This is a genomic window from Arenimonas maotaiensis (assembly GCF_014638745.1).
GTDB lineage: Bacteria > Pseudomonadota > Gammaproteobacteria > Xanthomonadales > Xanthomonadaceae > Arenimonas > Arenimonas maotaiensis.
In genome coordinates this window covers 130,980-155,172 of sequence record NZ_BMFO01000001.1, presented here as the reverse complement: position 1 = coordinate 155,172, position 24,193 = coordinate 130,980, and the positions used below count along the sequence as shown (strand labels likewise).

At 65.7% G+C, this 24,193-nt stretch carries 20 protein-coding genes; 11 read left to right on the top strand and 9 right to left on the bottom strand.

Translation table 11 applies throughout. The annotated features are described in order from the left end of the window. Window positions 1-98: 98 nt before the first annotated feature. Window positions 99-1,478, top strand: coding sequence for a class II fumarate hydratase (locus IEV56_RS00715; RefSeq protein ID WP_188446702.1), 1,380 nt, complete (start codon window positions 99-101; stop codon window positions 1,476-1,478). Window positions 1,479-1,560: 82 nt separating this feature from the next. Here the strand turns inward: IEV56_RS00715 and IEV56_RS00710 are convergent, their stop codons facing one another. The 6 genes from IEV56_RS00710 to IEV56_RS00685 all read right to left on the bottom strand — a co-directional run bounded on the left by IEV56_RS00710 (window position 1,561) and on the right by IEV56_RS00685 (window position 5,282). Then, window positions 1,561-2,160 carry a YggN family protein gene (locus tag IEV56_RS00710; protein WP_188446699.1) on the bottom strand — a complete coding sequence of 200 codons (600 nt, stop codon included), beginning with the start codon at window positions 2,158-2,160 and terminating at the stop codon, window positions 1,561-1,563. Window positions 2,161-2,170: 10 nt separating this feature from the next. After that, window positions 2,171-2,794, bottom strand: coding sequence for a DUF2884 family protein (locus IEV56_RS00705; RefSeq protein WP_188446697.1), 624 nt, complete (start codon window positions 2,792-2,794; stop codon window positions 2,171-2,173). Window positions 2,795-2,858: 64 nt separating this feature from the next. Next, on the bottom strand, window positions 2,859-3,824 hold the full coding sequence (locus IEV56_RS00700; RefSeq protein ID WP_188446695.1) for a hypothetical protein: 966 nt from the start codon (window positions 3,822-3,824) through the stop codon (window positions 2,859-2,861). After that, the gene (locus tag IEV56_RS00695; RefSeq protein WP_188446693.1) at window positions 3,821-4,678 is read right to left on the bottom strand and encodes an ABC transporter ATP-binding protein; all 858 of its coding nucleotides are present in this window, start codon (window positions 4,676-4,678) and stop codon (window positions 3,821-3,823) included. The genes IEV56_RS00700 and IEV56_RS00695 overlap by 4 nt, the downstream gene beginning before the upstream one ends. Continuing rightward, on the bottom strand, window positions 4,675-5,040 hold the full coding sequence (locus IEV56_RS00690) for a GntR family transcriptional regulator (protein WP_425488548.1): 366 nt from the start codon (window positions 5,038-5,040) through the stop codon (window positions 4,675-4,677). Before IEV56_RS00690 ends, IEV56_RS00695 begins: the two co-directional genes overlap by 4 nt. Continuing rightward, the gene (locus tag IEV56_RS00685) at window positions 5,040-5,282 is read right to left on the bottom strand and encodes a hypothetical protein (protein WP_188446691.1); all 243 of its coding nucleotides are present in this window, start codon (window positions 5,280-5,282) and stop codon (window positions 5,040-5,042) included. Before IEV56_RS00685 ends, IEV56_RS00690 begins: the two co-directional genes overlap by 1 nt. Window positions 5,283-5,418: 136 nt before the next feature. Here IEV56_RS00685 and IEV56_RS00680 point away from each other — a divergent pair, with 136 nt between their 5' ends. The 5 genes from IEV56_RS00680 (at window position 5,419) to IEV56_RS00660 (ending at window position 9,009) form a co-directional block, all read left to right on the top strand. Further along, the gene (locus IEV56_RS00680) at window positions 5,419-5,970 is read left to right on the top strand and encodes a glutathione peroxidase (protein WP_188446689.1); all 552 of its coding nucleotides are present in this window, start codon (window positions 5,419-5,421) and stop codon (window positions 5,968-5,970) included. Window positions 5,971-6,050: 80 nt separating this feature from the next. Beyond that, window positions 6,051-6,851, top strand: coding sequence for an FKBP-type peptidyl-prolyl cis-trans isomerase (locus tag IEV56_RS00675; protein WP_188446687.1), 801 nt, complete (start codon window positions 6,051-6,053; stop codon window positions 6,849-6,851). A gap of 18 nt (window positions 6,852-6,869) precedes the next feature. Next, window positions 6,870-8,213, top strand: a complete 1,344-nt coding sequence (locus IEV56_RS00670) for a UDP-glucose dehydrogenase family protein (RefSeq protein ID WP_188446685.1) — start codon at window positions 6,870-6,872, stop codon at window positions 8,211-8,213. Between the two features lies 1 nt (window position 8,214). Beyond that, complete coding sequence (locus IEV56_RS00665; protein ID WP_188446683.1) at window positions 8,215-8,430, top strand: SlyX family protein; 216 nt, start codon at window positions 8,215-8,217, stop codon at window positions 8,428-8,430. A gap of 3 nt (window positions 8,431-8,433) precedes the next feature. Next, window positions 8,434-9,009, top strand: coding sequence for a DUF2058 domain-containing protein (locus IEV56_RS00660; RefSeq protein ID WP_188446681.1), 576 nt, complete (start codon window positions 8,434-8,436; stop codon window positions 9,007-9,009). Window positions 9,010-9,015: 6 nt separating this feature from the next. On the opposite strand, the gene IEV56_RS00655 is transcribed toward IEV56_RS00660, so the two are convergent. From IEV56_RS00655 to IEV56_RS00645, 3 genes are read right to left on the bottom strand one after another with little or no spacing between them, the layout of a single operon-like run. Beyond that, a complete protein-coding gene (locus IEV56_RS00655) occupies window positions 9,016-10,155 on the bottom strand; it encodes a prephenate dehydrogenase (protein WP_188446679.1) in 1,140 nt (379 codons plus the stop codon). Beyond that, window positions 10,152-13,898: a methionine synthase gene (gene metH / locus IEV56_RS00650; protein WP_188446676.1), complete on the bottom strand. Its 3,747-nt coding sequence runs from the start codon at window positions 13,896-13,898 to the stop codon at window positions 10,152-10,154. The genes IEV56_RS00655 and metH overlap by 4 nt, the downstream gene beginning before the upstream one ends. Further along, window positions 13,898-14,827: a metalloregulator ArsR/SmtB family transcription factor gene (locus tag IEV56_RS00645; protein ID WP_188446674.1), complete on the bottom strand. Its 930-nt coding sequence runs from the start codon at window positions 14,825-14,827 to the stop codon at window positions 13,898-13,900. The genes metH and IEV56_RS00645 overlap by 1 nt, the downstream gene beginning before the upstream one ends. Window positions 14,828-14,952: 125 nt before the next feature. Here IEV56_RS00645 and IEV56_RS00640 point away from each other — a divergent pair, with 125 nt between their 5' ends. The 5 genes from IEV56_RS00640 to IEV56_RS00620 all read left to right on the top strand — a co-directional run bounded on the left by IEV56_RS00640 (window position 14,953) and on the right by IEV56_RS00620 (window position 24,145). Continuing rightward, window positions 14,953-16,113, top strand: coding sequence for an acyl-CoA dehydrogenase family protein (locus tag IEV56_RS00640; protein ID WP_188446672.1), 1,161 nt, complete (start codon window positions 14,953-14,955; stop codon window positions 16,111-16,113). Between the two features lie 42 nt (window positions 16,114-16,155). Next, complete coding sequence (locus IEV56_RS00635; RefSeq protein WP_188446653.1) at window positions 16,156-21,024, top strand: NAD-glutamate dehydrogenase; 4,869 nt, start codon at window positions 16,156-16,158, stop codon at window positions 21,022-21,024. Between the two features lie 49 nt (window positions 21,025-21,073). After that, window positions 21,074-21,850, top strand: coding sequence for an NAD kinase (locus IEV56_RS00630; protein WP_188446651.1), 777 nt, complete (start codon window positions 21,074-21,076; stop codon window positions 21,848-21,850). A 39-nt stretch (window positions 21,851-21,889) separates the two neighbouring features. After that, window positions 21,890-22,813: a 5'-nucleotidase gene (locus IEV56_RS00625; RefSeq protein WP_188446649.1), complete on the top strand. Its 924-nt coding sequence runs from the start codon at window positions 21,890-21,892 to the stop codon at window positions 22,811-22,813. 156 nt (window positions 22,814-22,969) lie between these two features. Continuing rightward, window positions 22,970-24,145, top strand: coding sequence for an ABC transporter substrate-binding protein (locus IEV56_RS00620; RefSeq protein WP_188446648.1), 1,176 nt, complete (start codon window positions 22,970-22,972; stop codon window positions 24,143-24,145). Window positions 24,146-24,193: the final 48 nt, after the last annotated feature.

Here is a 24,193-nt window from a genome sequence, read left to right as displayed (position 1 = left end):
TGGGCCGGCGGGCAGGGCGTGGCGATCGCCCGCGACAGGCCGTAATTGTACCGTGAAAGGCGCTATCATCGCGGAAAGCACCCGGCGGGAGAACGGCGATGGTGATGAAATTCCGTGTCGAGCAGGACGGTTTCGGCGAACTGCTGGTGCCGTTCGACGCCGTATACGGCGCCCAGACCCAGCGCGCCGTGCAGAACTTCGCGCTGTCCGGCCGTGGAATGCCGCCGGAGTTCCTGCGCGCCCTAGCCCTGCTCAAGGCCTGCGTGGCCCAGGCCAACGGCCAGCTCGGCCATCTGGGCCGCAAGCCGGCCAAGGCCATCGAGCGCGTTGCGCTGGAGATTGCCGGCGGCGCGTTCGCCGATCAATTTCCGGTCGATGTGTTCCAGACCGGTTCCGGCACCTCGACCAACATGAACATGAACGAGGTCATCGCCGGCGTGGTGAAGCGTGAGCACGGCCTGGCCGTGCATCCGAACAACGACGTCAATAACGGCCAAAGCTCGAACGACATGATTCCCAGCGCCTCGCTGGTGTCCGCGGCCGTGGCCTTGAAATACGGCCTGTTGCCGGCGCTGAAAGCCTTGCGCCGCAGCATCCAGCGCAAGGCGCGGCAGGCGGGCGCCACGCTCAAGACCGGCCGCACGCATCTGATGGACGCCATGCCGATGACGGTGGCGCAGGAGTGGTCGGGTTGGGCGGCCCAGCTCGATTCGGCCATCGCGCGCCTGGATGACAGCGGCAAGCGCCTGACGGCGTTGCCGCTGGGCGGCACCGCGGTCGGTACCGGGGTGAACGCCGATCCGAAGATGCCGGCGCTGGCCTGCAAAGCGCTGGCCAAGCACACCGGCATCGCGTTCAAACCGGCCGGCAACAAATTCGAGTCGATCGCCGCGCAGGACCATCTGGTGGAGCTGTCCGGCCAGTGCAATGCGCTGGCGGTGACCCTAATGAAGATCGCCAACGACCTGCGCTGGATGAACTCCGGGCCGCTGACCGGCCTGGCCGAACTGGAGCTGCCGGCGCTGCAGCCGGGCAGCTCGATCATGCCGGGCAAGGTCAATCCGGTGATTCCCGAGGCGGTGGCCATGGCCTGCGCGCAGGTGATGGGCCTGCATACGGCCGTTTCCATCGCCGGCCAGAGCGGCAACTTCCAGCTCAACACCATGATGCCGCTGATCGCCGACAACAGCCTGCAGAGCCTGAATCTGCTGGCCGCGGCCTGCACGCATCTGGCGGAAAAGGCCATCAACGGCATCACCTTCAACACGTCGCGGATGAACGAGGCGTTGGCCCGCAACCCGATTCTGGTGACTGCCTTGAATCCGGTCATCGGCTACGAGGCGGCCGCGCGCATCGCCAAGCGGGCCTACGCCGAAAAGCGGCCGGTGATCGATGTGGCCAAGGACATGACCGATCTCAGCCTGGACGAGCTGAAGGTATTGCTGGATCCGGCTCGCTTGACCACGGCTGGCGGCTAATTCGGTGCACGCCGCAGCTTGCGGATAAACGCGCCCATAAAAAACCCCGGCAAGCCGGGGTTTTGCTGATTCAACACCGAGCTCAGCGGCTGGGGCTTGCCTTTGCGGCGAACACTTTCGCCTTGGCCTCCGCGACGTCACGGGCGCATTCCGCGATATCGCTTTGCTCCACGCGGGCATAGGGCTTGAATTCCGGCACCGCATCGGACACCGCGCTCTGCGAAGCCAGCAGCGCCGGCAGACGGTCGCACAGCGTGATCGCGGAGGCCTCGATCTTCGCCGCTTCGGCTTCCATCTTGCGTTCGAAGCGCGCTTCGTTGCCAGTCAGTACCGCGAACAGCGCCGATTTCATGGCTCTGCCGGCCAGGTCGACGCCTTGGCGGCCGATCTGCACGCCTTCGGTGGCGATGCCGACCAGCTGGTTCCGGTGCGCGGCCAAGAGCGTACGTTGCCCGGCGGACAACGCGACGGCCTTGCCGCCGATCAGCAGGTCGCCCTCGGGCGTGATTTCCGCATCGGGTTGGCCATCGGCCTGTAGCTGCATGTTCTCCTCGGCGATCAGGCGGGCGGCCTGGTCGATTTCGGCATGGGCGTCGGCCAGACTCTGTTCGATGTCCGCTTCCGGCAGACAGCCGGTCAGCAGCAACGTGCTCAGCAGCAGGGCAGTCAGTGTGGTTTTCATGAGGCGTTCCTTATTGTGCCGGCGGAGCCGGCGGCTGTGGCGCTTCAGGGGCTTCCGGCGCTTCCGGCACGTCGATGTCGGACATGCACTCGTCGACGTCGGTCTGGGTCATCTGGGCGTAGGGCTGGAAGGCCGGAATGGCCTTGGCCAGCGCCTGTTCCGAGGCCATCAGCGCCGGCAGGCGGCCGCACAGCGTTTTGGCCGACTGCTCGATGCGTTTGGCTTCGGCTTCGATCTTCTTTTCGAACTCCTCGCTGTCGCCGTTCAGCACGCCGCTGAACGCTTCGCTGACCGCTTTGCCGGCCAAGGCCACGCCTTCCTTGCCGATGGCGACGCCGTCGCTGGCGATGGCCACCAGCAGTTCGCGGTGTTTGGCCAGCTGGGCGCGCTGGTCGTCGGTCAGCTGCACCGGCTTGCCGTCGATCAGCAGCTCGCCGGTCGGGGTGATTTCGGCCTTGGGTGTGCCGCTGGCGCCGGTCAGGCTCATGTTTTCCGAGGCGATTTCCTTGATGGCTTTGTCCATCTCGGCGTGTGCGGTATCGATCGCCTGTTTGGCGGTGCCGTCGCCGTCGGAGGGGGCGCAAGCGGTCAACAGGGCGGCGGCGAGCGCCAGTGCGGGCAGGGACTTCAACATGGGATTCTCCAAAAGGATTCCGGGAACGGGCGGCGCGCCGGATGGTACGCCGCCGGGGTGGAATTCAGCCTTCGTCGCGATAGCGGCGCATCTTCACCGCCGCGGCCAGAAAGGCCAGGCCGATGGCGACGCCGATCCACAGGTTGGCGGTGGCCAGCAGGCTGTAGGTGTTCGATAGCAGGAAGCCCAAGGCGTTGTCGGGGGTGATATGGGCATTCTGCTCCGAGACGTAGCCCAGCCAGGTGCCCGGGAAAGCGCTGCCCAGACCGCGGCCGACGATGATTTCCCAGTACTTGTCCAGTTCGAACGGCGAGCCGGACAGCAGGTTGATCCAGCTCAGGATGACGCCGCCGAGCACCGGTACGCCCACCGCCCACAGGAAGGGCTTGGTCTTGGCCCAGCTGGACACGAACATCAGGTAGCCGACGGTCGGCAGCGCCCACAGCACGTAGATCGGGATGAAGCTCAGGATCTGCAGGATGACCAGATAGAAGTTGCCGTTGCCGAGCACCGCGCCGAACAGGTTCATGCCATGGAACGCGGCCAGCAGCATGAAGGTGAAGGTGACCAGCAGCGCCAGCGCCAGCGATACCGCGATAGCGATCAGCGGCCCGACCACCAGCGCGGTCAGCGCCTTGGCCACCACGGTGTCGCGGTCGGAGATCGGCAGCGATTTCCAGAACAGGATGCTGCGGTCCTTGCGCTCGTCGTACAGGCAGCCCAGGGCGTAGAAGAACACCACGAAGCCCAGGGTCACCATCACCGGCATGGCGATGGCCGGATAGCCGACCGCGATGCCTTGCGCGATTTCGAGCTTATCGGCCTGCGACACGCTGGCCAGCGCCTGCGACAGGCTGACATCGCTGTTGCCGCCGATGTGGAAGCCGCCGTCGCGGCCCATCACGGTGGCGAACAGCATCGAACCGATGCTGATCAGCACGATGATGCCGGACACCACGATCGGCGCCCAGAAGAAGCCGCCTTTGTGTTCCCAATGTTCGCGTTTCAACAGCCAATTCATCGTGTTCATGCGTAGGTTCCTTTCATGGTGGCGACGAACAGGTCGGCGATGCCGGGGGTTTTGACGTCGCCGAGGCGGGACAGGTCGGTGCGCGCGACGCCGTCGAACAGGAAGACGGTCTTGCCGAACACCGAGCGCTCGTCGATCGGGCCCAGGGCCTTGGCGGCGGCGTAGCTGTCGGAGCCGACCATCACTTCGGTGAAGCGCCCGGCGATCTCGTCCATGGTGGTGTTCAGGGTGATCTTGCCTTCGCGGATGAACACCAAGTCGGTGAGGATGTGTTCGATCTCCTCGACCTGGTGCGTGGTGACGATGATGGTCTTGCCCTCGTCGAAATACTCTTCCAGCAGGTTCTGGTAGAACTGCTTGCGGTACAGGATGTCCAGGCCCAGGGTCGGTTCGTCCAGCACCAGCAGGCGGGCGTCGATCGACATCACGATCGCCAGGTGCAGCTGCACGATCATGCCCTTCGACATCTCCTTGACCTTCATCGACGGCTTCAGCTTGGTCTTGGCCAGGTAGGCGTCGGCCTTGGCGCGGTCGAACTTGGGATGGGTGCCGGCCACGAAATCGATGACCTCGCGCACGCGGATCCAGCGCGGCAGCACCGCCACGTCGGCGATGAAGCAGACCTCGCGCATCAGGTCGTCGCGCTGGGTGCGCGGGTCGAAGCCCATCACCTTCAGCTCGCCCTCGAACGGAATCAGACCGAGCGCGGCCTTCAGCGTGGTGGTCTTGCCGGAGCCGTTCGGGCCGATCAGGCCGACGATGCGCCCGGGTTGGATGTCCAGGTCGATGGCATCGACCGCGGCCTGCTTGCCGTAGTGTTTGCTCAGCGCGGTGGCGCTCAGGACGCTGCTCATGCGGATTCCCCCTTGGTGTTGTTGAGTAATTGTGCCGTATCCAGGCCGAGGCGTTTGATGCGTTCGGCAATCGCCGGCCATTCGTCGTGCAGGAAGCGCTGCTTCTCGCTGGCCAGCAGGCGGTCCTTGGCGTCGCCGCTCATGTACATGCCCAGGCCGCGGCGCTTCTCCACCACCTGCTCGTCGGCCAGTTCCTGGAAGGCGCGCGAGACGGTGATCGGGTTCAGCTGATATTCGGCGGCGATCTGGCGGACCGAGGGCAGGGCGTCGCCCGGCTTGATGTCGCCGTCCAGCATCATGCCGACCAGCCGTTCCTTCAGCTGCCGGTAGATCGGGGTGTTGTCGCTCCATTGGATGCTCATCAGCGTGCTCCCGGGAAGTTCGCTTTGCCGAACGAGAAGTACGGGGTGGTCAGCGCGCGTTTGGCGCGGCGCTTGCCGGCGATGCGGCTGTCGTCGGCGGATTCCGACGCTTGGGCGGCCGGACCGGCGGGCAGGTCGGTTTGGCCGGCCGCAACCGGCGCTTGGCCGGACAGGAAGCCCGCGAACAGCATCACACCGGAAAGTGCTAGGCTTGCCAGGGTGTTTTTCAGGGAGAGGGCCATAAGGTGCTCCGGTGATGTATCGGGTGGGTGTTGTAGGTAACTATAACAGTAAAAGTTTACCTGTCAACACCGTCTTCATGGTCGATTTGCCAAACTATTCAGAAATCATTCACTTTTCCCGCCGAGGAGTCGCGATATGTTAATCAAATCATTGCGTTATATTGCCTTGGGGCTGTTTTTGGTAGGTGCCGCCGGTGCCGCCAAAATCGATGTCCTGGACCACAAGTACCGCACGCTGGCCGGGAAAAAACAGGTCGATCTGCGCGCCACTTACGGCGGCAAGGTGCTGTTGGTGGTCAATACCGCCAGCAAATGCGGTTACACCCCGCAATTCGAGGCATTGGAGGCGCTGAACGCCAAATACGGCAAACAAGGCTTTGCCGTGCTGGGCTTTCCGTCCAACGACTTCATGGGCCAGGATCCGGGCAGCGAAAAGGAAATCAAGGATTTCTGCACCTTGACCTATGGCGTGAAATTCCCGATGTTCGAGAAGGTGCATGTCAAGGGCAACCAGACCACCGGCATCTACCGCGACCTGAAGGTGCTGACCGGCGACGTGCCGGGTTGGAACTTCCACAAGTTCCTGATCGACCGCAAAGGCAACGTGATCGGCAGCTTCCCGAGTAAGGTCAAGCCGGACGACGCGCAGATCGTGGCCAAGATCGAGGCGGCGCTGGCGGCGCAATGACGCCGGCGCGATAGTGTTTGCCGAAAGCGGCGTTTGCACCGACAATACGGGTCTGAATCCCACCCCGGAGTAAGTCCCCCATGAAGTTCAAGCAACCTCTCGCGCTCACCCTGGCCGGCGCCCTGATGTGCGTCAGCCTTTCCGCCTGCAGCAAGGACGAAGGCGCCGGCGAAGGCAAGTCCGCCGCCAAGCCCGAAATCGTCAGCGTCGAGAAAGGTAGCGAAACGGTCAAGGGCCTGGCCGGCATGAACAGCGAACGCAAGCAGGTCAGCTACATGATCGGCATGGACATCGCCAAGTCGCTGAAGGAAATCGAAGGCGAAATCGACGTCGACATGCTGGGCAAGGGCTTGGCCGACCAGATGGCCGGCAAGGCGCTGATCAACGACGCCCAGCACCAGCAGATCCGCGAGGCCTTCGCCGCCAAGCTGCAGGCGCACGCCGAGAAGACCGCGGCCGAACTGCCGAAGAAGAACCTGGAAGAAGGCAAAGCCTTCCTGGCCAAGAACAAGGCCGCGCCGGGCGTGATCACCACCGCCAGCGGCCTGCAGTACCAGGTGCTGCGCCAAGGCTCCGGCCCGAAGCCGGCCGCCACCGACGTGGTGAAAGTCAACTACAAAGGCACGCTGCTGGACGGCACCGTGTTCGACAGCTCCTACGAGCGCAATGAACCGATTGACTTCCCGCTGAACGCGGTCATCCCGGGCTGGTCGGAAGGCGTCGGCCTGATGCCGGTCGGCAGCAAGTACAAGTTCTGGATTCCGAGCGAGTTGGCCTACGGCGAAGCCGGCGGCCCGCCGGTGATCGGCCCGAACGCTACCTTGGTGTTCGAAGTGGAGCTGTTGGAAGCCAAAGCCGGCGAACCGGCGCCGGCCCAGTAATCCGGACGGACGCACGCGATGAAAGTCACCGTATTCGGCACCGGCTATGTCGGTCTGGTCACCGGCACCTGCTTGGCGGAGATGGGCAACCACGTGGTGTGCGTCGATATCGACGCCGCCAAGGTCGAAGGCCTGAACCAGGGCCGTATTCCCATCTACGAGCCGGGCCTGACGCCGATGGTGGTGCAGAACCACCAGGAAGGCCGTCTGCAGTTCACCACCGACGCCAAGTCGGCGGTCGAGCACGGCGACATCATCTTCATCGCGGTCGGCACCCCGCCGGACGAGGACGGCAGCGCCGATTTGCAGTATGTGCTGGCGGTGGCCGACACCATCGGCCGGCACCTGTCGCGGCCGGCCGTGGTGGTCAACAAATCGACGGTGCCGGTCGGCACCGCCGACCGGGTCGAGGCCGCGGTGGCTTCGGCCCTGCAGGCGCGCGGCGCCGTGGTGGCGTTCGACGTGGTGTCCAATCCCGAATTCCTGAAAGAGGGCGACGCGGTCAAGGACTGCATGCGCCCGGACCGCATCGTGATCGGCGCCAAGTCGGCCAAGGCGCTGGAGCAGCTGAAGAAGCTGTACGCGCCGTTCAACCGCAACCACGACCGCATCGTGGCCATGGACGTGCGTTCGGCCGAGCTGACCAAGTACGCCGCCAACGCCATGCTGGCGACCAAGATCAGCTTCATGAACGAGATGGCCAACATCGCCGAACGCGTCGGCGCCGACATCGAGATGGTCCGGCACGGCATCGGCTCCGATCCGCGCATCGGCTACAGCTTCATCTATCCGGGCGCCGGCTATGGCGGCTCGTGCTTTCCGAAGGACGTGCAGGCGCTGGAGCGCACCGCGTGCCAACACGGCTACGAGGCGAAGATCCTGGCCGCGGTCGAAGCGGTCAACGACCGCCAGAAAGACAAATTATTCGAGCTCATTTCCAGGCACTTCAACGGCGAGCTCAAGGGCCGCACATTCGCGGTCTGGGGCTTGGCGTTCAAACCCAACACCGACGACATGCGCGCCGCCTCCAGCCGCAACCTGTTGGCCAGCCTGTGGGCGGCCGGCGCCAAGGTCCAGGCCTTCGACCCGGAAGCCATGCACGAGGCCGAGCGCATCTTCGGCCAGCGCGACGACTTGGCGCTGACCGGTACCGCCAACGCCGCGTTGCAGAACGCCGACGCACTGGTGGTGGTGACCGAATGGAAGAATTTCCGCAGCCCGGATTTCGGTCAGCTGAAACAGCAGCTCTCGGCCGCCGCGGTGTTCGACGGCCGCAACATCTACGACCCGGAAACGGTTGAAGCCGCGGGCCTTGCCTACTACGGCATCGGTCGCGGCCGTTCCATCGCCAAGGCCGGCTGACGTGACGGGCAGCGTCGAAGAGCGTCTCGCCGAACTCGAGGCGCGCATCGCGTTCCAGGAGCATGCCTTGGCCGAAATGAGCGACGCATTGGCCGAAGCGCGCATGGAGAATTACCGGCAGTCCGAACAACTGCGCCGGGCGATGGAGGAGCTGAAGTCCATGCGCGGCATGGTGCTGGCCGATCCGGGCACCGAGCCGCCGCCGCCGCATTACTGAGCCATGAGCGATTCCCTGAAAGACCAATTGCTGGGCCTCGGCTTCAAGCCCGCGCCCAAACCCGAACGCCGCCCCACGCCCAAGCCGTCACCCCATCCGGCGCGTTCCGGCTCGAAAGCAGGGCATGGCCGCGGCAAACCACGGCCGTCGGCGGAGGAAATGGATCTGGCCAAGGCTTTCGCCCTGCGCAGCGCGCAGGAAAAACGCGAGCGCGAACAGGCCGAACGCGAGAAGCAGGAAAAGGCCTTGGCCAAGAAACAGGCCAAAGAGGCGGTGGCACGCCTGCTCGAGGGCAAGGCGCTGAACAGCGAGAGCGCCGAAATCGCCCGCCATTTCATGTACGGCGGCAAGATCAAGCGCGTGTACGTCACGCCGGAGCAGCTGACCGCGCTGAACGCCGGCGAGCTCGGCGTGGTGCAGTTCAACGGCCGGTATTGCCTGGTACCGAAGGACGTCACCTTGGCGGTGCGCGATCTGTTGCCGGCGCTGGTGGCCCTGTATTGCGACGGGAGCGAGGAAAGCCTGCCGGACGATTACGCCGACCCGAAATACCAGGTGCCCGACGACCTGATCTGGTGAGTCTCATCAGTCTCCGTCGCGGGCGTCCAGCACGAGTCCGATGCCGGCGTCTTCGACCGCCGCGCGCAGGGACTCCAGCGCGACCGGTAGCCGATCTAGGCCGATCCGGAAATGTAGTTTGCCATCCGGCGTGCGCGAGGAATGGATCGAGGCCAAGTTGATGCCCAGCCGCTCGAACACGTCGAGCAAGGCGCGCAGCGAGCCGGGGCGGTCCTGTGGCAGGTACACGCTGATGAAACGTCGGTCCTGCAGGTCGGCCTGCAGGTAACCCATGCGTTCAAAATCGTGGCTACAGGCGGCCAGCACCGAATCGCCAAACCACGCCGCGGGCACCTGCAGGAAGCGTTCCGCGACCGCCGTGCGGGCGTCGCTGCTGCCATCGGCAACCGCGTCGCGCAACTCCGCCGCCGCCGCCGCCAACCGCGCCAGCACCGCCGGCATGTGTGGATTGTCGAACTGGATGCCGGTGTAAATCGCCGGGTTGCCGGACAGGATCCGCCCGGTCACCGCGAGGTCGAGCTGATGGCCGGTGGTGCGTAGCCCATGCAGGCCTGGCAATCCGCCGGCATCGGCCGCGAGCACGCACAGTACTTTCGCCTGCACCATGTGCGTCGCATGCACCAGTCCCTGTACCAGCGCCATTGCCCGGTCATGCGCCTGCGGGTCGATCTCCACGCAGTCCGCCTGCAACTCTTCGAGCAATGCATCCAGCCATGCCTGCCAGCGCAGTATGCGCGCCCGGCACACCGCCATCGTGTGGCCTTTGAGGGTCACGGTCTTCGGTGGCGCCGCCATCGGGTGTAGGCCCGCCACCTCCGCGCGCGATCCCAGCATCGACTGCACCGGCGCCTGCTTGACCGAGGTGAGATCCAGCCATAGCTGGCCGGCTTCGATGCCATCGGCAAGCCTGGCGAACGACTCGATGATCGCCGGGGTATCGCGGATCGGTGTGCTGAACACCACCACGTCAGCGCGTTGCAGCAGCGTGCGCGGCGACAGCGAATCCGCCAGTGCCGGATCATGACCGATGACTTGCAGTCCCATCCGCTCGCTCAGGAAGCATGTCAGCCAACGCCCATAGGCACCCGCGCAGCCGACAATCGCGACCACCGGCGGGCGGGCGTCCGGGCCATTAACGGGTGTCATTCCGGGTCGTAGTCCAGATTGGCGGCCAAATAGCGTTCGGCTTCGGCGATGTCGATGCCTTTGCGCGCCGCGTAATCCGCGACCTGGTCGCGGCCCAGCCGGCCGATTACGAAATACCGGCTCTGCGGATGCGCGAAGTAGTAACCGCTGACCGCCGACGCCGGCTGCATGGCGAAATTCCCGGTCAGCCGCAGGCCGATGCGTTCCTCGGCGTCGAGCAGGGCGAACAGCGTGCGCTTCTCGCTGTGGTCGGGGCAGGCCGGATAGCCCGGCGCCGGCCGGATGCCGCGGTAGCGTTCCTGGATCAGCGCCTCGTTGTCGAGCGTCTCGTCGGCCGCGTACGGCCAGAGTTCGGTGCGTACGGTGCGGTGCAGCCATTCGGTGCAGGCCTCGGCGAAGCGGTCGGCCAAGGCCTTCAGCAGGATCGAGGAGTAATCGTCGTAAGCGGCTTCGAACGCCTTGGCCCGGGCGTCCACGCCCTCGCCGCAGTTGACCGCGAAGGCGCCGATGTAATCCGGCGGACCGCCCTCGGGTGCGATGAAATCGGCCAGGCTCAGATTGGCGCGGGTATCGGGCTTGTCGGCCTGTTGGCGCAGGAAGTGCAGGGTGGTCGTGCCGCTTCCGGTCTGCAGCCGCACGTCTTCGCCGCGGCTGTGCGCCGGCCAGAAGCCGGCCACGGCACGGGCCCTCAGCCAGTGCTCGGATATGATGCGCGCCAGCATCGCCTGCGCGTCGGCATACAGCGCCCGCGCCTGTTGCCCGACCACGGCGTCGTCGAGAATGGCCGGATAGCGGCCGGCCAACTCCCAGCTCTGGAAGAACGGCGTCCAGTCGATGTACGGCACCAGTTCCGCCAGCGGAATGTCGTCGAACACGCGCGTGCCGGTGAAGTTCGGCGCCGGCGGAGCATAGCCGTTCCAATCCAGGCGCAGGGCATTGCCGCGGGCGGCATCCAGCCCGACCAGGGTCTTGGCGTCGGACTTCAGCGCGTGCCGCTCGCGGATGCGACGGTAGTCCTCGGCGATGCCGCTCAGGAACTCCGCGTGCTGCGCCGGCGCGCAGACCGCTGCGGCCACGCCGACCGCGCGCGAGGCGTCCTTGACCCAGACCACCGGTTGGTCGTGGTGCGGCGCGATCTTCAGTGCGGTGTGCGCGCGCGAGGTGGTGGCGCCGCCGATCAACAGCGGCAGGCGCAGGCCCTGGCGCTTCATTTCCTTGGCGACGTGGCTCATCTCCTCGAGCGAGGGCGTGATCAGACCGGACAGGCCGATGGCGACCGCATCATGCGCCACGGCGGCGTTGAGGATGTCCTGCGCCGGCACCATCACGCCGAGATCGACGATCTCGAAATTGTTGCAGGCCAGCACCACGCCGACGATGTTCTTGCCGATGTCGTGCACGTCGCCCTTGACCGTGGCCATGACGATGCGGCCGTTGGAGCTGCCGGCACCGCCGGTCTGCTTCAGCGCCTCGATGTACGGTAGCAGCAGGGCGACCGATTTCTTCATCACCCGCGCCGATTTGATCACTTGCGGCAGGAACATCTTGCCGGCGCCGAACAGGTCGCCGACGGTGTTCATGCCGCGCATCAGGTGCCGTTCGATGACCTCCAGCGGATGCGCCGCGGCCAGCCGGGCCTCTTCCGTGTCCTCTTCCACATAGGCGTCGATGCCGTGCACCAACGCGTGCGCCAACCGGTCTTCGACCGGCCAGGCGCGCCAGGCCAGAGAGCTGCCGTCATCGGCGTTTTGGCCGGCCTTGAAGCGGTCGGCGGCGGCCATCAGCTTTTCGGTGGCGTCCGGGTCGGTGGCCAGCACCAGACCCTCCAGCAGCGCGCGCAGTTCGGGCGCGATGTCGTCGTACAGCGGCATGCCGCCGGCGTTGACGATGCCCATGTCCATGCCGGCGCGGATGGCGTGGTACAGGAACACCGAATGCATGGCTTCGCGCAGCGGCATATTGCCGCGGAAGCTGAAGCTGACGTTGGAGACGCCGCCGGATACGTGCGACAGCGGAAAGCGGCGCTTGAGTTTCCGCGCGGCCTCGATGAAGGCTACTGCGTAGCCGTCGTGTTCGGCGATTCCGGTGCCGATGGCGAAGATGTTCGGGTCGAAGATGATGTCTTCCGGCGGGAAGTCCAGGCGTCCGGTCAGCAGGTCGTAGGCGCGGGCGCAGATCGCCACTTTGCGTTCCAGCGTGTCGGCCTGGCCGCTTTCGTCGAAGGCCATCACCACCACGGCGGCGCCGTAACGGCGGATCAGGCCGGCCTGGCGCAGGAATTCGGCTTCGCCTTCCTTCAGCGAGATCGAGTTGACCACGCATTTGCCCTGCACCCACTTCAGGCCCGTTTCTAGCACCGCCCATTTCGAGGAGTCCAGCATCAGCGGCACGCGCGCGATGTCGGGCTCGGCGGCGATCAGACGCAGGAAACGGCCGAGCGCGGCTTCGGCATCCAGCATGCCGTCGTCCATGTTGATGTCGATGATCTGCGCGCCGTTTTCGACCTGCTGCTTGGCAACCGCCAGCGCCTTGTCGAATTCGCACTGCAGGATCAGCTTCTTGAACTGCGCCGAGCCGGTGACGTTGGTGCGCTCGCCGACGTTGACGAAATTGGTTTCCGGCGTGATCACGAACGGCTCCAGGCCCGACAGCCGGGTGTGTGCCGGTAGCACCGGAAGCCGACGTGGCGGCACGCCGGCCACCGCCGCGGCTATTGCCGCGATGTGCGCCGGGGTGGTGCCGCAGCAGCCGCCGACGATGTTGAGCAGGCCGGCGCGGGCGAATCCGCCCAGTTGCTCGGCCATGTAGTCCGGTGACTCGTCGTAGCCGCCGAAAGCGTTCGGCAGGCCGGCGTTCGGGTGGCAACTGATGCGCGTATCGGCCACCTGCGACAGGATGTCGATGTGCGCGCGCAGGTCCTTGGCGCCCAGCGCGCAGTTCAGCCCTATGGCCAGCGGCCGGGCGTGCCGTAACGAATACCAGAAGGCATCGGCGGTCTGGCCGGACAGCGTGCGCCCGGAGCGGTCGGTGATGGTGCCGGACACCATCAGCGGCAGGCGCTCGCCGCGTTCGCGGAACACCTCCTCGATGGCGAACAGCGCCGCTTTCGCGTTCAATGTGTCGAACACGGTCTCCACCATCAGGATGTCGGCGCCGCCGTCGATCAGGCCGCGCGCGGCCTCGCGGTAGTGCCCGGCCAAGGTGTCGAAGTCGGTATTGCGGAACGCCGGATCGTTGACGTCCGGGCTGATCGAGGCGGTACGCGAGGTCGGTCCGAGCACGCCGACCGCGAAACGCGGGCGTTCGGGCGTTTCGGCCTGCTTGGCGTCGCAGGCGGCGCACGCCAGCCGGGCCGAGGCCAGGTTCAGCTCATAGGCCAGGTGCTCCAGCCGATAGTCTGACTGCGAACTGCGGGTGGCGTTGAAGGTGTTGGTTTCGATCAAATCGGCGCCGGCGTCCAGATACTGCCGGTGGATGCCGGCGATCAGCTCTGGGCGTGTCAGCGACAGCAAATCGTTGTTGCCTTTCAGGTCGTGCCCGCCGCAACCGCAGGCGGCGCCGTGCGCGTGATCGGCCTCGGCCAGCAGGTCGAAACCGTCACGGAAGCGTTCGCCGCGGTAGTCGGATTCCTGCAGCCCCAGATCCTGGATCATGGTGCCCATGGCGCCGTCCAGGATCAGGATGCGTTCGTCCAGCGCGTTGATCAGGGCGGCCGCGCGCGCCGGCTCCTTCCAGGGCAGCATCAGGGTTTCACCGCCATCAGCATCACGATTTCGAAGTGCGGCGCGCGCCGTTCGCGGCTGACCACCTCGCAATGCTTGACCCGCAGTCCGGCCTTCTCTGCGAAGCGGATCAGTTCCTTCTGGCTGAAACCGAGGTTCTCGTGGCCATAGGGTTCGACCGCGCCCTTGTGGCCGTGCTTGAGCAGGCAGCTCAGCAGCAGCTCGCCCTTGGGCCGGAGCACGCGCGCGGCCTCCTCGATGGCTTGCGCCGGTTTCCGGGAATAGCTCAGCGCCTGCATCATCAGCACCAGGTCGAACTGCGGCGTCTCGAACGGCAGCTCGTGCATGTCGGCCTTCAGTACCGACACCGTCGGCCATTTGCGCAGGCGTTCGGTGGCGGCCTGCACCACCTTGGCGCTGGAATCGATGCAGACATAACGTTTGGCGTAGGGCGCGAACAGTTCGGCCAGCACGCCGTCGCCGGAGGCGATGTCGAGCACTTCGCCCGGGTCGATCAAGGGCAGGGCGGTGCGCGCCATGGCCTCCCACGTACGGCCGGGCGAGTAATGGCGCTCCATGTCGCCGGCCACGGTATCCGGCCAGTTTTCATCGTCGGCGCGCTGCGCCAGCACCACCGACAGCCGTTCGAAATCCTGCTTGAGCAACGGGTCGTCGGCGCCCGAGCGCAGGGCCTGCCATAGGCTGCGTTCGGCCGCGTCCAGATCCTTGTCGTTGAAGCGGTAATAGGCGCTGACCCCGGCGCGGCGGTCGCGCACCAGATCGAACTCCTTGAGCTTGGACAGGTGGGTGGACACGCGCGGTTGCGCCAGGCCGGTGATCGAGGCCAACTCGGCCACCGTCAGTTCCTCGTGTTCGAGCAGGGCCAGCAGACGCACGCGGGTCGGATCGGCGAGCACTTTCAGGCACTGGGACCAGGATTCGAGATTCATATATATCCTTTCATCATGATGCAAAGATATATGTTTTCCCGGGCGGGTGCAACACATAAGAACACATAAGCTTCGGCAACGGGGTTAAAATGGCTGTTTGTGATTCATTTCGAGCCGAGGCAATCATGGATTTTGGATTCACCGAAGAGCAGTTGATGATTCAGGACGTGGCCCGCCGCATCGCGCAGGAGAAGATCGCGCCCAGCGCCGAACACTTCGACCGTACCGGCGAATTCCCGCTCGACAACATCCGCCTGTTGGGCGAAAACGGCCTGATGGGCATCGAAGTGCCTACCGAATATGGCGGCGCCGGCATGGATCCGGTCAGCTATGTGCTGGCCATGATCGAGATCGCCGAAGCCGATTGCGCGCACTCGACCATCGTCTCGGTCAACAACTCGCTGTTCTGCAACGGTATCCTGAAGTTCGGCACCGAGGCGCAGAAGCAGCTGTACGTGCGCGCCATCGCCGAGGGTCGCGAAATCGGCGCCTTCGCGCTGACCGAGCCGCAGTCCGGTTCCGACGCCACCGCCATGCGCTGCCGCGCGGTCAAGCAGGCCGACGGCACCTATGTAATCAACGGCAAGAAGAGCTGGATCACCTCCGGTCCGGTCGCCAAATACATCATCCTGTTCGCCATGACCGATCCGGCCAAGGGCGCCAAAGGCATCACCGCGTTCATGATCGACACCGCCAAGCCGGGCTTCCACCGCGGCAAGACCGAACCCAAGCTCGGCATCCGCGCCTCGGCCACCTGCGAAATCGAGTTCCAGGACTACGTGGCCACCGCCGACGAAGTGGTGGGCGTGGAAGGCGAGGGCTTCAAGATCGCCATGGGCGTGCTCGACGCCGGCCGCATCGGCATCGCCTCGCAGGCCGTGGGACTGGCCAAGGCCGCTTACAAGGCCGCGGTCGCCTACGCCAAGGAGCGCAAGAGCTTCGGCCAGGCCATCGGCAGCTTCCAGATGATCCAGGCCAAGATCGCCGACATGAAATGCCGTCTGGACGCTGCCGAGATCCTGACCCTGCGCGCGGCGTGGGCCAAGGCTCAGACCGACCGCAACGGCGGCCGCTTCAGCACCGAGGCCTCGGTCGCCAAGCTCACCGCGTCCGAAGCCGCGATGTTCATCACCCACCAAGCGCTGCAGATCCACGGCGGCATGGGCTATTCCAAGGAAATGCCGCTCGAGCGCTATTTCCGCGACGCCAAGATCACCGAAATCTACGAAGGCACCAGCGAGATCCAGCGTCTGGTGATCGCCCGCAACGAAACCGGGCTGCGTTGACCCCGTTCCACCCCAACCGATCCCTCACCGAGTACATCCGAAATGACCGCCATCATCAATCCTTCGACCGCCGCCATCAAGGCCATCGCCCAAATCGTCGCCCAGAGGAGTACCGGCGACGTGCCGGCCGATGCCTTCGTGCACGCCGCGCTGTCGCAGGTGTCGTTGGAGGATTTCGAGCTGCAGGACCAGCAGGCCTGGGTCAAGATCCTGGAGTCGCTGCTGCAGGTCTGCGGCAGCCGCACGCCCGGCGTCGCCGCCGTGCGCGTCAACCAGGACGTCAGTCTGTCGGTCGACGGCGGCAACACCCGCAGTTCGCTGGAAATCGTGACCGAGGACTTCCCGTTCCTGGTCGACTCGTTCAAGATGGTGCTGGATTCGCTCGGCATCAGCTGCTACGCCATCGTGCATCCGGTCATTTCGGTCGAACGCGCGGCCGACGGCCGCTTGAAATCGCTGCCGGGCCCGATCCGCGAGTCGGTGGTCTGGATGGAGATCGAGCGCCAGACCGCCGAATCCGCCGAGGCCCTGGTCGCCGCCGTGCGCGCCACCCTGGAGGACGTGCGCGTCAGCGTCGCCGACTGGCAGGCCATGCGTACCCGCATGCTGGAAATCGCCGACATCGCGGCCCAGCAACGCGTCGACAACGCCGAGATCGCCCCGGATGAAGCCAAGGCCTTCCTGCAATGGGCGGCCGACAACCACTTCACCTTCCTGGGCTTCCGCGAATACACGCTGAGCGGTTCCGGCGACGCCGAAACGCTGTCGGCGGTACCGGGCACCGGCCTGGGCCTGCTGCGCGACAGCCATCACAGCGCACAGGCGCGTCCGGTCAAGACCCTGGGCCGCAAGCAGATGGAGCGCCACGAGCTGCTGATCCTGACCAAGACCGCGGCGCGCGCCAGCGTGCACCGTCCGACCTACATGGACTACATCGGCGTGCTGCGTTACGGCGCCGACGGCCGCGCCGTGGGCGAGTACCGCTTCATCGGCCTGTACACCACCGCAGCCTACAACCGCCGTCCGTGGGAAATTCCGGTGGTGCGCCGCAATTACGAAAAAGTGATGGACGCTTCCGGCCTGAGCCTGGAAGGCCACAGCGGCAAGGCCCTGCGCCAGATCCTGGAGACCCTGCCGCGCGAAGAGCTGTTCCAGGCCACGCCGGACCAGTTGCTGCAGACCAGCGTCAGCGTGCTCAGCCTGCAGGAACGCTTCCGCCCGAAACTGTACATCCGCAAGGATCCGTACGGCCGCTTCTACTCGGTGCTGATCTACCTGCCGAAGGACCGTTTCAACACCGAAATCCGCACCCGCATCGAGGCCATGCTGATGGCCGCGCTGGACGGCGAGCGCATCGACAAGACCCTGAAGGTCGGCGATTCGCCGCTGGCCCAGCTGCACCTGCTGATCCGCCACGCCGGCAACCAGCCGGCCGCCTACGACCTGGAGTCGCTGGAGGCGGAGCTCGGCGCCATCATCCGCAACTGGAAAGACGAGCTGCGTGACGCGCTGATCCAGGGCTTCGGCGAGGAGCGCGGCATCGCGTTGGCCGCGCGCTACCTGCCGGCCATGCCACAGAGCTACGTGGAGACCGTGACCCCGGCGCAGAGCATCGACGACATCCGCCAGATGGAGCGCCTGCAGGCCGAAGGCGGCCTCACCCTCAACCTGTACGAGAAGGACGGCGCGCTGCGCTTCAAGCTGTTCAGCCTGGACCGCGAAATCGCGCTGTCGGACGCGCTGCCGATGCTGGAAAACCTCGGCATGAAGGTGCTGACCGAGAATCCGTACACCCTGCACATCGACGGCCGCCGCGTGGTGATCCAGGACTTCGCGCTGGAAGCGACCGTTCCGGGGCTGCGCGCCGAGCACATCAAGGCCGACTTCGAGCAGGCCTTCGGCGCGGTCTGGCGCGGCCAATCGGAGAACGACGGCTTCAACAAGCTGGTCAGCCTGGCCGGCCTGGGCTGGCGCCGGGTTTCGGTGCTGCGCGCCTATGGCAAGTACCTGCTGCAGATCGGCGTGCCGTTCTCGCAGAGCTACATGGAAGAAACGCTGCAGCGCTATCCGGCCCTGGCCCGCATCCTGATCGGCCTGTTCGACGCCCGCTTCAACCCCGACCTGCCGGCCAGCAACACCGACCTGGCGCCGGCGTTGATGCGCATGGGCGTGGACTCGGCCGAGCGCTACCTGGCCAACTTCGTCGCCACCGCGCGCGAGGAGCAGATCGGCGCGGTCGACAAGCTGCTCGGCAAACAGTTGGCGAAAGTGGCCAGCTTGGACGAGGACCGCATCCTGCGCGCCTTCGCCACGGTGATGCACGCCACCCTGCGCACCAGCTTCTTCCAAGGCGGCGAGAGCGGCCACAAGGATTACGTCAGCTTCAAGTTCGATCCCTCGCGCATTCCGGACATGCCCAAGCCGGTGCCGTACCGCGAGATCTTCGTGTATTCGCCGTTCGTCGAGGGCGTGCACCTGCGCTTCGGTCCGGTGGCCCGCGGCGGCCTGCGCTGGTCCGACCGCCGCGAGGACTTCCGCACGGAAGTGCTCGGCCTGGTCAAGGCGCAGATGGTCAAGAACACCGTCATCGTGCCGGTCGGCTCGAAGGGCGGCTTCTTCGCCAAGCAGCTGCCGGATCCGGCGCTCGACCGCGACGCCTGGTTCAAGGAAGGCGTGGCCTGCTACAAGCGCTTCATCAACGGCCTGCTGGACATCACCGACAACATCGTCGGCGGCAAGATCGTGCCGCCGGCAAATGTGGTCCGCCACGACCAGGACGATCCGTACCTGGTGGTCGCCGCCGACAAGGGCACCGCGACCTTCTCCGACATCGCCAACGGCATCTCGGCCGAGCACGGCTTCTGGCTGGGCGACGCCTTCGCCTCCGGCGGCTCGGTCGGTTACGACCACAAGGGCATGGGCATCACCGCCCGCGGCGCCTGGGAGTCGGTCAAGCGCCACTTCCGCGCGCTCGGCCGCAACAGCCAGACCGAGGACTTCACCTGCGTCGGCATCGGCGACATGTCCGGCGACGTGTTCGGCAACGGCATGCTGCTGTCCGAGCACATCCGTCTGGTGGCGGCGTTCGACCATCGCCACATCTTCATCGACCCGAATCCGGACGCGGCGGTCTCGTTCAAGGAACGCCAGCGCCTGTTCGCCGTGCCGCGCTCTAGCTGGGAGGACTACGACAAGTCGCTGATCGCCCGCGGCGGCGGCGTGTTCCCGCGTTCGGCCAAGACCGTGGCGCTGAGCGCCGAGGCCAAGGCCGCGCTCGGCATCGACGAGTCGGTGGCCGAGATGACGCCGAACCAGCTGATGAACGCCATCCTGAAGGCGCCGGTCGACCTACTGTGGAACGGCGGCATCGGCACTTACGTCAAGTCAAGCGCCGAGACCCACGCCGACTGCGGCGACCGCGCCAACAACGGCCTGCGCGTCGACGGCCGCGAACTGCGCTGCAAGGTGGTGGGCGAGGGCGGCAACCTGGGCATGACCCAGCGCGGCCGCATCGAAGCCGCCCAGGCCGGCGTGCTGCTGAACACCGACTTCATCGACAACTCGGCCGGCGTCGACACCTCCGACCACGAGGTCAACATCAAGATCCTGCTCGGCGCGGTGATGCTGGCCGGCGAACTGGACCAGGAAAACCGCAACGCGCTGCTGGCCAGCATGACCGACGAAGTCGGCGAGCTGGTGCTGGTCGACAACTACCGCCAGAACCAAGCGCTGAGCGTGATGGAATCGATGAGCGCGCAACGTCTGGGTTCGTTCACCCACTTCATCCAGACGCTGGAATCGCAGGGCCTGCTGGACCGCGCCATCGAGTTCCTGCCGAGCGACGCCGAGCTGGCCGAGCGCAAGGCCAAAGGCCAGGGGCTGACGCGTCCGGAGCTGGCGGTACTGCTCAGCTACGACAAGATCGTGATCTTCAACCAGCTGCTCGACTCCGACGTCCCGGAAGATCCGTACCTGTCCAAGGAACTGCAGCGCTACTTCCCGCAGCCGTTGCAGGACAAGTACGCCGAATACATGCTCAGCCACCGTTTGCGCCGCGAGATCATCGCCACCGCGGTCACCAACTCGCTGGTCAACCGCATGGGCTCGACCTTCCTGCTGCGCATGCAGGAGGACACCGGCGAGACCCCGGCGCAGATCGCAAAGGCCTATACCATCGTGCGCGAGAGCATGCAGGCGCGCGCGCTGTGGGCCGAAATCGACGCCTTGGACAACAAGGTGCCGGAATCGGTGCAGATCCAAGCGCTGACCGGCATCTGGCACCTGCAGCGCAAACTGACGCGTTGGATGATCGCCTTGCCCGGTCTGTTGCCGGACATCGCGCGCATGGTCGAACGCTACCAGGAGCCGTTCAGCGTGCTGCTGCAGTCCTTGCCGGGCGCCCTGACCGAATCCGACCGCGGCCGCTTCGAGGCCGAGTTCAGCCGCCTGTCCGGTTTGGGCATGTCGGCGCAGTTGGCGCATTTCCTGGCGGCGTTGCCGTACCTGGATTCGTCGATGGACATCATCGAGCTCAGCCTGCGCGAGAGCCAACCGGTGAAGGCCGTGGCCCAGGCGCATTTCGCGCTCAGCGAGGCGCTGCACATCAACTGGCTGATGGCCGGCATCGAAGCCCTGCCGGTGACCGGACGCTGGCAGGCCCAGGCCCGTGGCGTGTTGCGCGACGAACTGCAGGCGCAGCAGCGCCAGCTGGTCAGCACCGTGCTGGGCAGCCTGCAGGCCGGCAAGGAACCGTCGGAGTGGGTCGAGGCTTGGCTGTCGCGCGACGACGCCGCGCTGAAGTACACGCTCGGCATGTTCACCGACATGCGTTCGCTCAGCGAGATGGATTTCCCGACCCTGTCGGTGGCGGTCCGCCGCCTGGCGCAGATCGCCTCGACCGGCACCCGCTGATTCCGCGGCGGTTCGGTTATGCTATGACCGGACCGCACCGGAGCCGCCCGTGCCTTTATCGCATCCGCCGAAGATCGCGTTCGTCGCCAGCAACGCGCCCAATGCCCAGGAGGCCTTGGGCGCGTTGACCGCGCGTTACGGCCAGCACGCACCGGAAGACGCCGAAGTCATTTGCGCGTTGGGCGGCGACGGCTTCATGCTCGGCACCTTGCATCGCCACGGCGATCTGGGCCTGCCGGTGTTCGGCATGAAGCTCGGCAGCGTCGGGTTCCTGATGAACCAATACCAGGCCGACGGCTTGGTGGATCGCCTGCACGCCGCCGAACGCAGCGAACTCAAGCCGCTGGAGATGGAGGCGCTGACCGAATCCGGCATGCGCCACCGCTTCCTGGCCTACAACGAAGTCTCGCTGTTGCGCCAGACGCGGCAGGCCGCGCATCTGGAAATCTCGCTGAACGACCAGGTCCGGCTCGAGGAACTGGTCTGCGACGGCATCCTGGTGGCCACGCCGGCCGGCAGCACCGCCTACAACTTCTCGGCGATGGGTCCGATCCTGCCGCTGGGCTCGTCGGTGATCGCGCTGACGCCGATCGCGCCGTTCCGGCCGCGGCGCTGGCGCGGCGCCATCCTGCGCGCCGACACGCGCGTCATGCTGCGCGTGCTCGATCCCTACAAGCGCCCGGTCAGCGTCACCGCCGATTCGCACGAGGTGCGCGACGTGGTCGAGGTGCGCATCGTGGAAAGCCAGAGCCATACGGTCAAGCTGCTGTTCGATCCGGCGCACAACCTGGACGACCGCATCCTCAACGAGCAGTTCGTCATCTGAGTCGCGCGCCGTGAGAACGGCATCCGCTACAATGGCGGCATGAACGGACAACCGACCTCGCAGTCATCCGGCGGCCAGGCCGCCCTGGTGGTGGCGATCACCGCCCGCGCCCTGTTCCACCTGGAGGACGGACACCGTGTGTTCGAATCCGAGGGAATCGAGGCCTACGCCCGCTACCAGCGCGCGCGCGAGAACGACGTGCTGCCGCCGGGCATCGCCTTCCCGCTGGTCACCAAGCTGCTGGCGCTGAACGCCGGCGCGCCGCCGGAACGGCCGCGGGTCGAAGTCATCCTGCTGTCGCGCAACAGCTCCGACACCGGCCTGCGCATCTTCAACGCCATCGAGCATTACGGGCTGAAAATCACCCGTGCGGTGTTCACCAGCGGCGCCGAGGTCTACCCGTACATCCAGCCGTTCGGCGCGCACCTGTTCCTGTCGGCCAATCCGGCCTCGGTGCAGGCCGCGTTGGAACACGGCATCGCGGCCGCCACCATCCTGCCGGCCGAAGCGGCCGAGCAGGGCCATCCGGAATTGCGCATCGCCTTCGACGGCGACGCGGTGGTGTTCGGCGACGAATCCGAGCGCATTTCGCAGCAGGGCGGCCTGGCCGCATTCCACGCGCACGAAGCCGAAAAGGCGCACGAGCCGCTGTCCGGCGGTCCGTTCAAGGGCTTTCTGTCGGCCCTGCACGAGCTGCAGGCCGATTTCCCGCCCGAACACTGTCCGATTCGCACCGCCTTGGTCACCGCGCGTTCGGCGCCGGCGCACAAGCGCGTGATACTGACCTTGCGCGAGTGGGGCGTGCGTCTGGACGAATCGCTGTTCCTGGGCGGACGCGACAAGGGGCCGTTCCTGAAGGCCTTCGGCGCCGACCTGTTCTTCGACGACTCCCGACACAACATCGACAACGCCCGCCTGCACGTGGCGGCCGGCCACGTGCCGCATGGCATCTCCAACGAATAATCCTTTCAGCTCAGTGGGTTGCGCGGCCCCTTCGGGCCTGTAAAGAATTTGCTGACAGCTCCCGAAATCCGGTTAATATGTTTGACAATCGCCCGGCGGTTTTTCCGGACGAGTGTCGATTTCGCGTATAAACCAGAACGCCAAGAGGGAAACGCCATGTCCAAGTCGCTGAAGCCCGTCGTACTCGCCATCACCGTTGCCGCCGCATTGGGCGCCTGCAAGAAGGAAGAACAAACCGCCGGCGCCGATGCCGGTCAAACCGCGTCGAACGCCCTCGAGGGCGAGCTGTCGATCATCGCCTGGCCGGGTTACATCGAGCGCGGCGAGACCGACAAGAACTACGACTGGGTCACCGGCTTCGAACAGCAGACCGGCTGCAAGGTCACGGTCAAGACCGCCGGCAATTCCGACGAAATGGTGGCGCTGATGAACCAGGGCGGCTACGACCTGGTCACCGCTTCCGGCGACGCCTCGCTGCGCCTGGTCGCCGGCGGCAAGGTGCAGGCCATCGACGTCGCGCGCGTGCCGTCCTATGCCACGGTCGACGAGCGCCTGCAGAACGCCGCCTGGCATACCGTCGACGGCACGCACTACGGCGTGCCCTATCAATGGGGCCCGAACGTGCTGATGTACAACACCAACGTGTTCAAGACCGCGCCGACCAGCTGGGGCGTGGTGTTCGAGGAGCAGAAGCTGCCGGACGGCAAATCCAACAAGGGCCGCATCCAGGCCTTCGACGGCCCGATCTACATCGCCGACGCCGCGCTGTATCTGAAAGCCAAGCGTCCCGAGCTCGGCATCACCGACCCGTACGCGCTGAACGAGCAGCAATACGCCGCCGCCATCGATCTGCTGAAGAAGCAGAAGGCCATGGTGCACCGCTACTGGCATGACGCCACCGTGCAGATGAGCGATTTCAAGAACGAGGGCGTGGTCGCTTCCGGCTCCTGGCCGTACCAGGTCAACGCGTTGCAGTTGGAGAAGCAGCCGATCGCCTCCGCGGTGCCGGTCGAAGGCGCCACCGGCTGGGCCGACACCACCATGCTGCACAAGGACGCCAAACATCCGAACTGCGCTTACGCCTGGATGGAGTGGTCGATCAGCCCGAAAGTGCAGGGCGACGTCGCGGCCTGGTTCGGCTCGTTGCCGGCGGTGCCGAAGGCCTGCGAAGGCAACGCGCTGCTCGGGGCCGAGGGCTGCAAGACCAACGGGTTCGGCGACTTCGACAAGATCCACTTCTGGCGCACGCCGGAAGCGCGCTGCACCGATCCGGCCGGCTGCGTGCCGTACAGCCGCTGGACCCAGGACTACATCGCCATCATGGGCGGTTGACCGTTCCGTTCCGGGGCCGGGCGAGGGGAGTTCCCCTCGCCCTTTTCG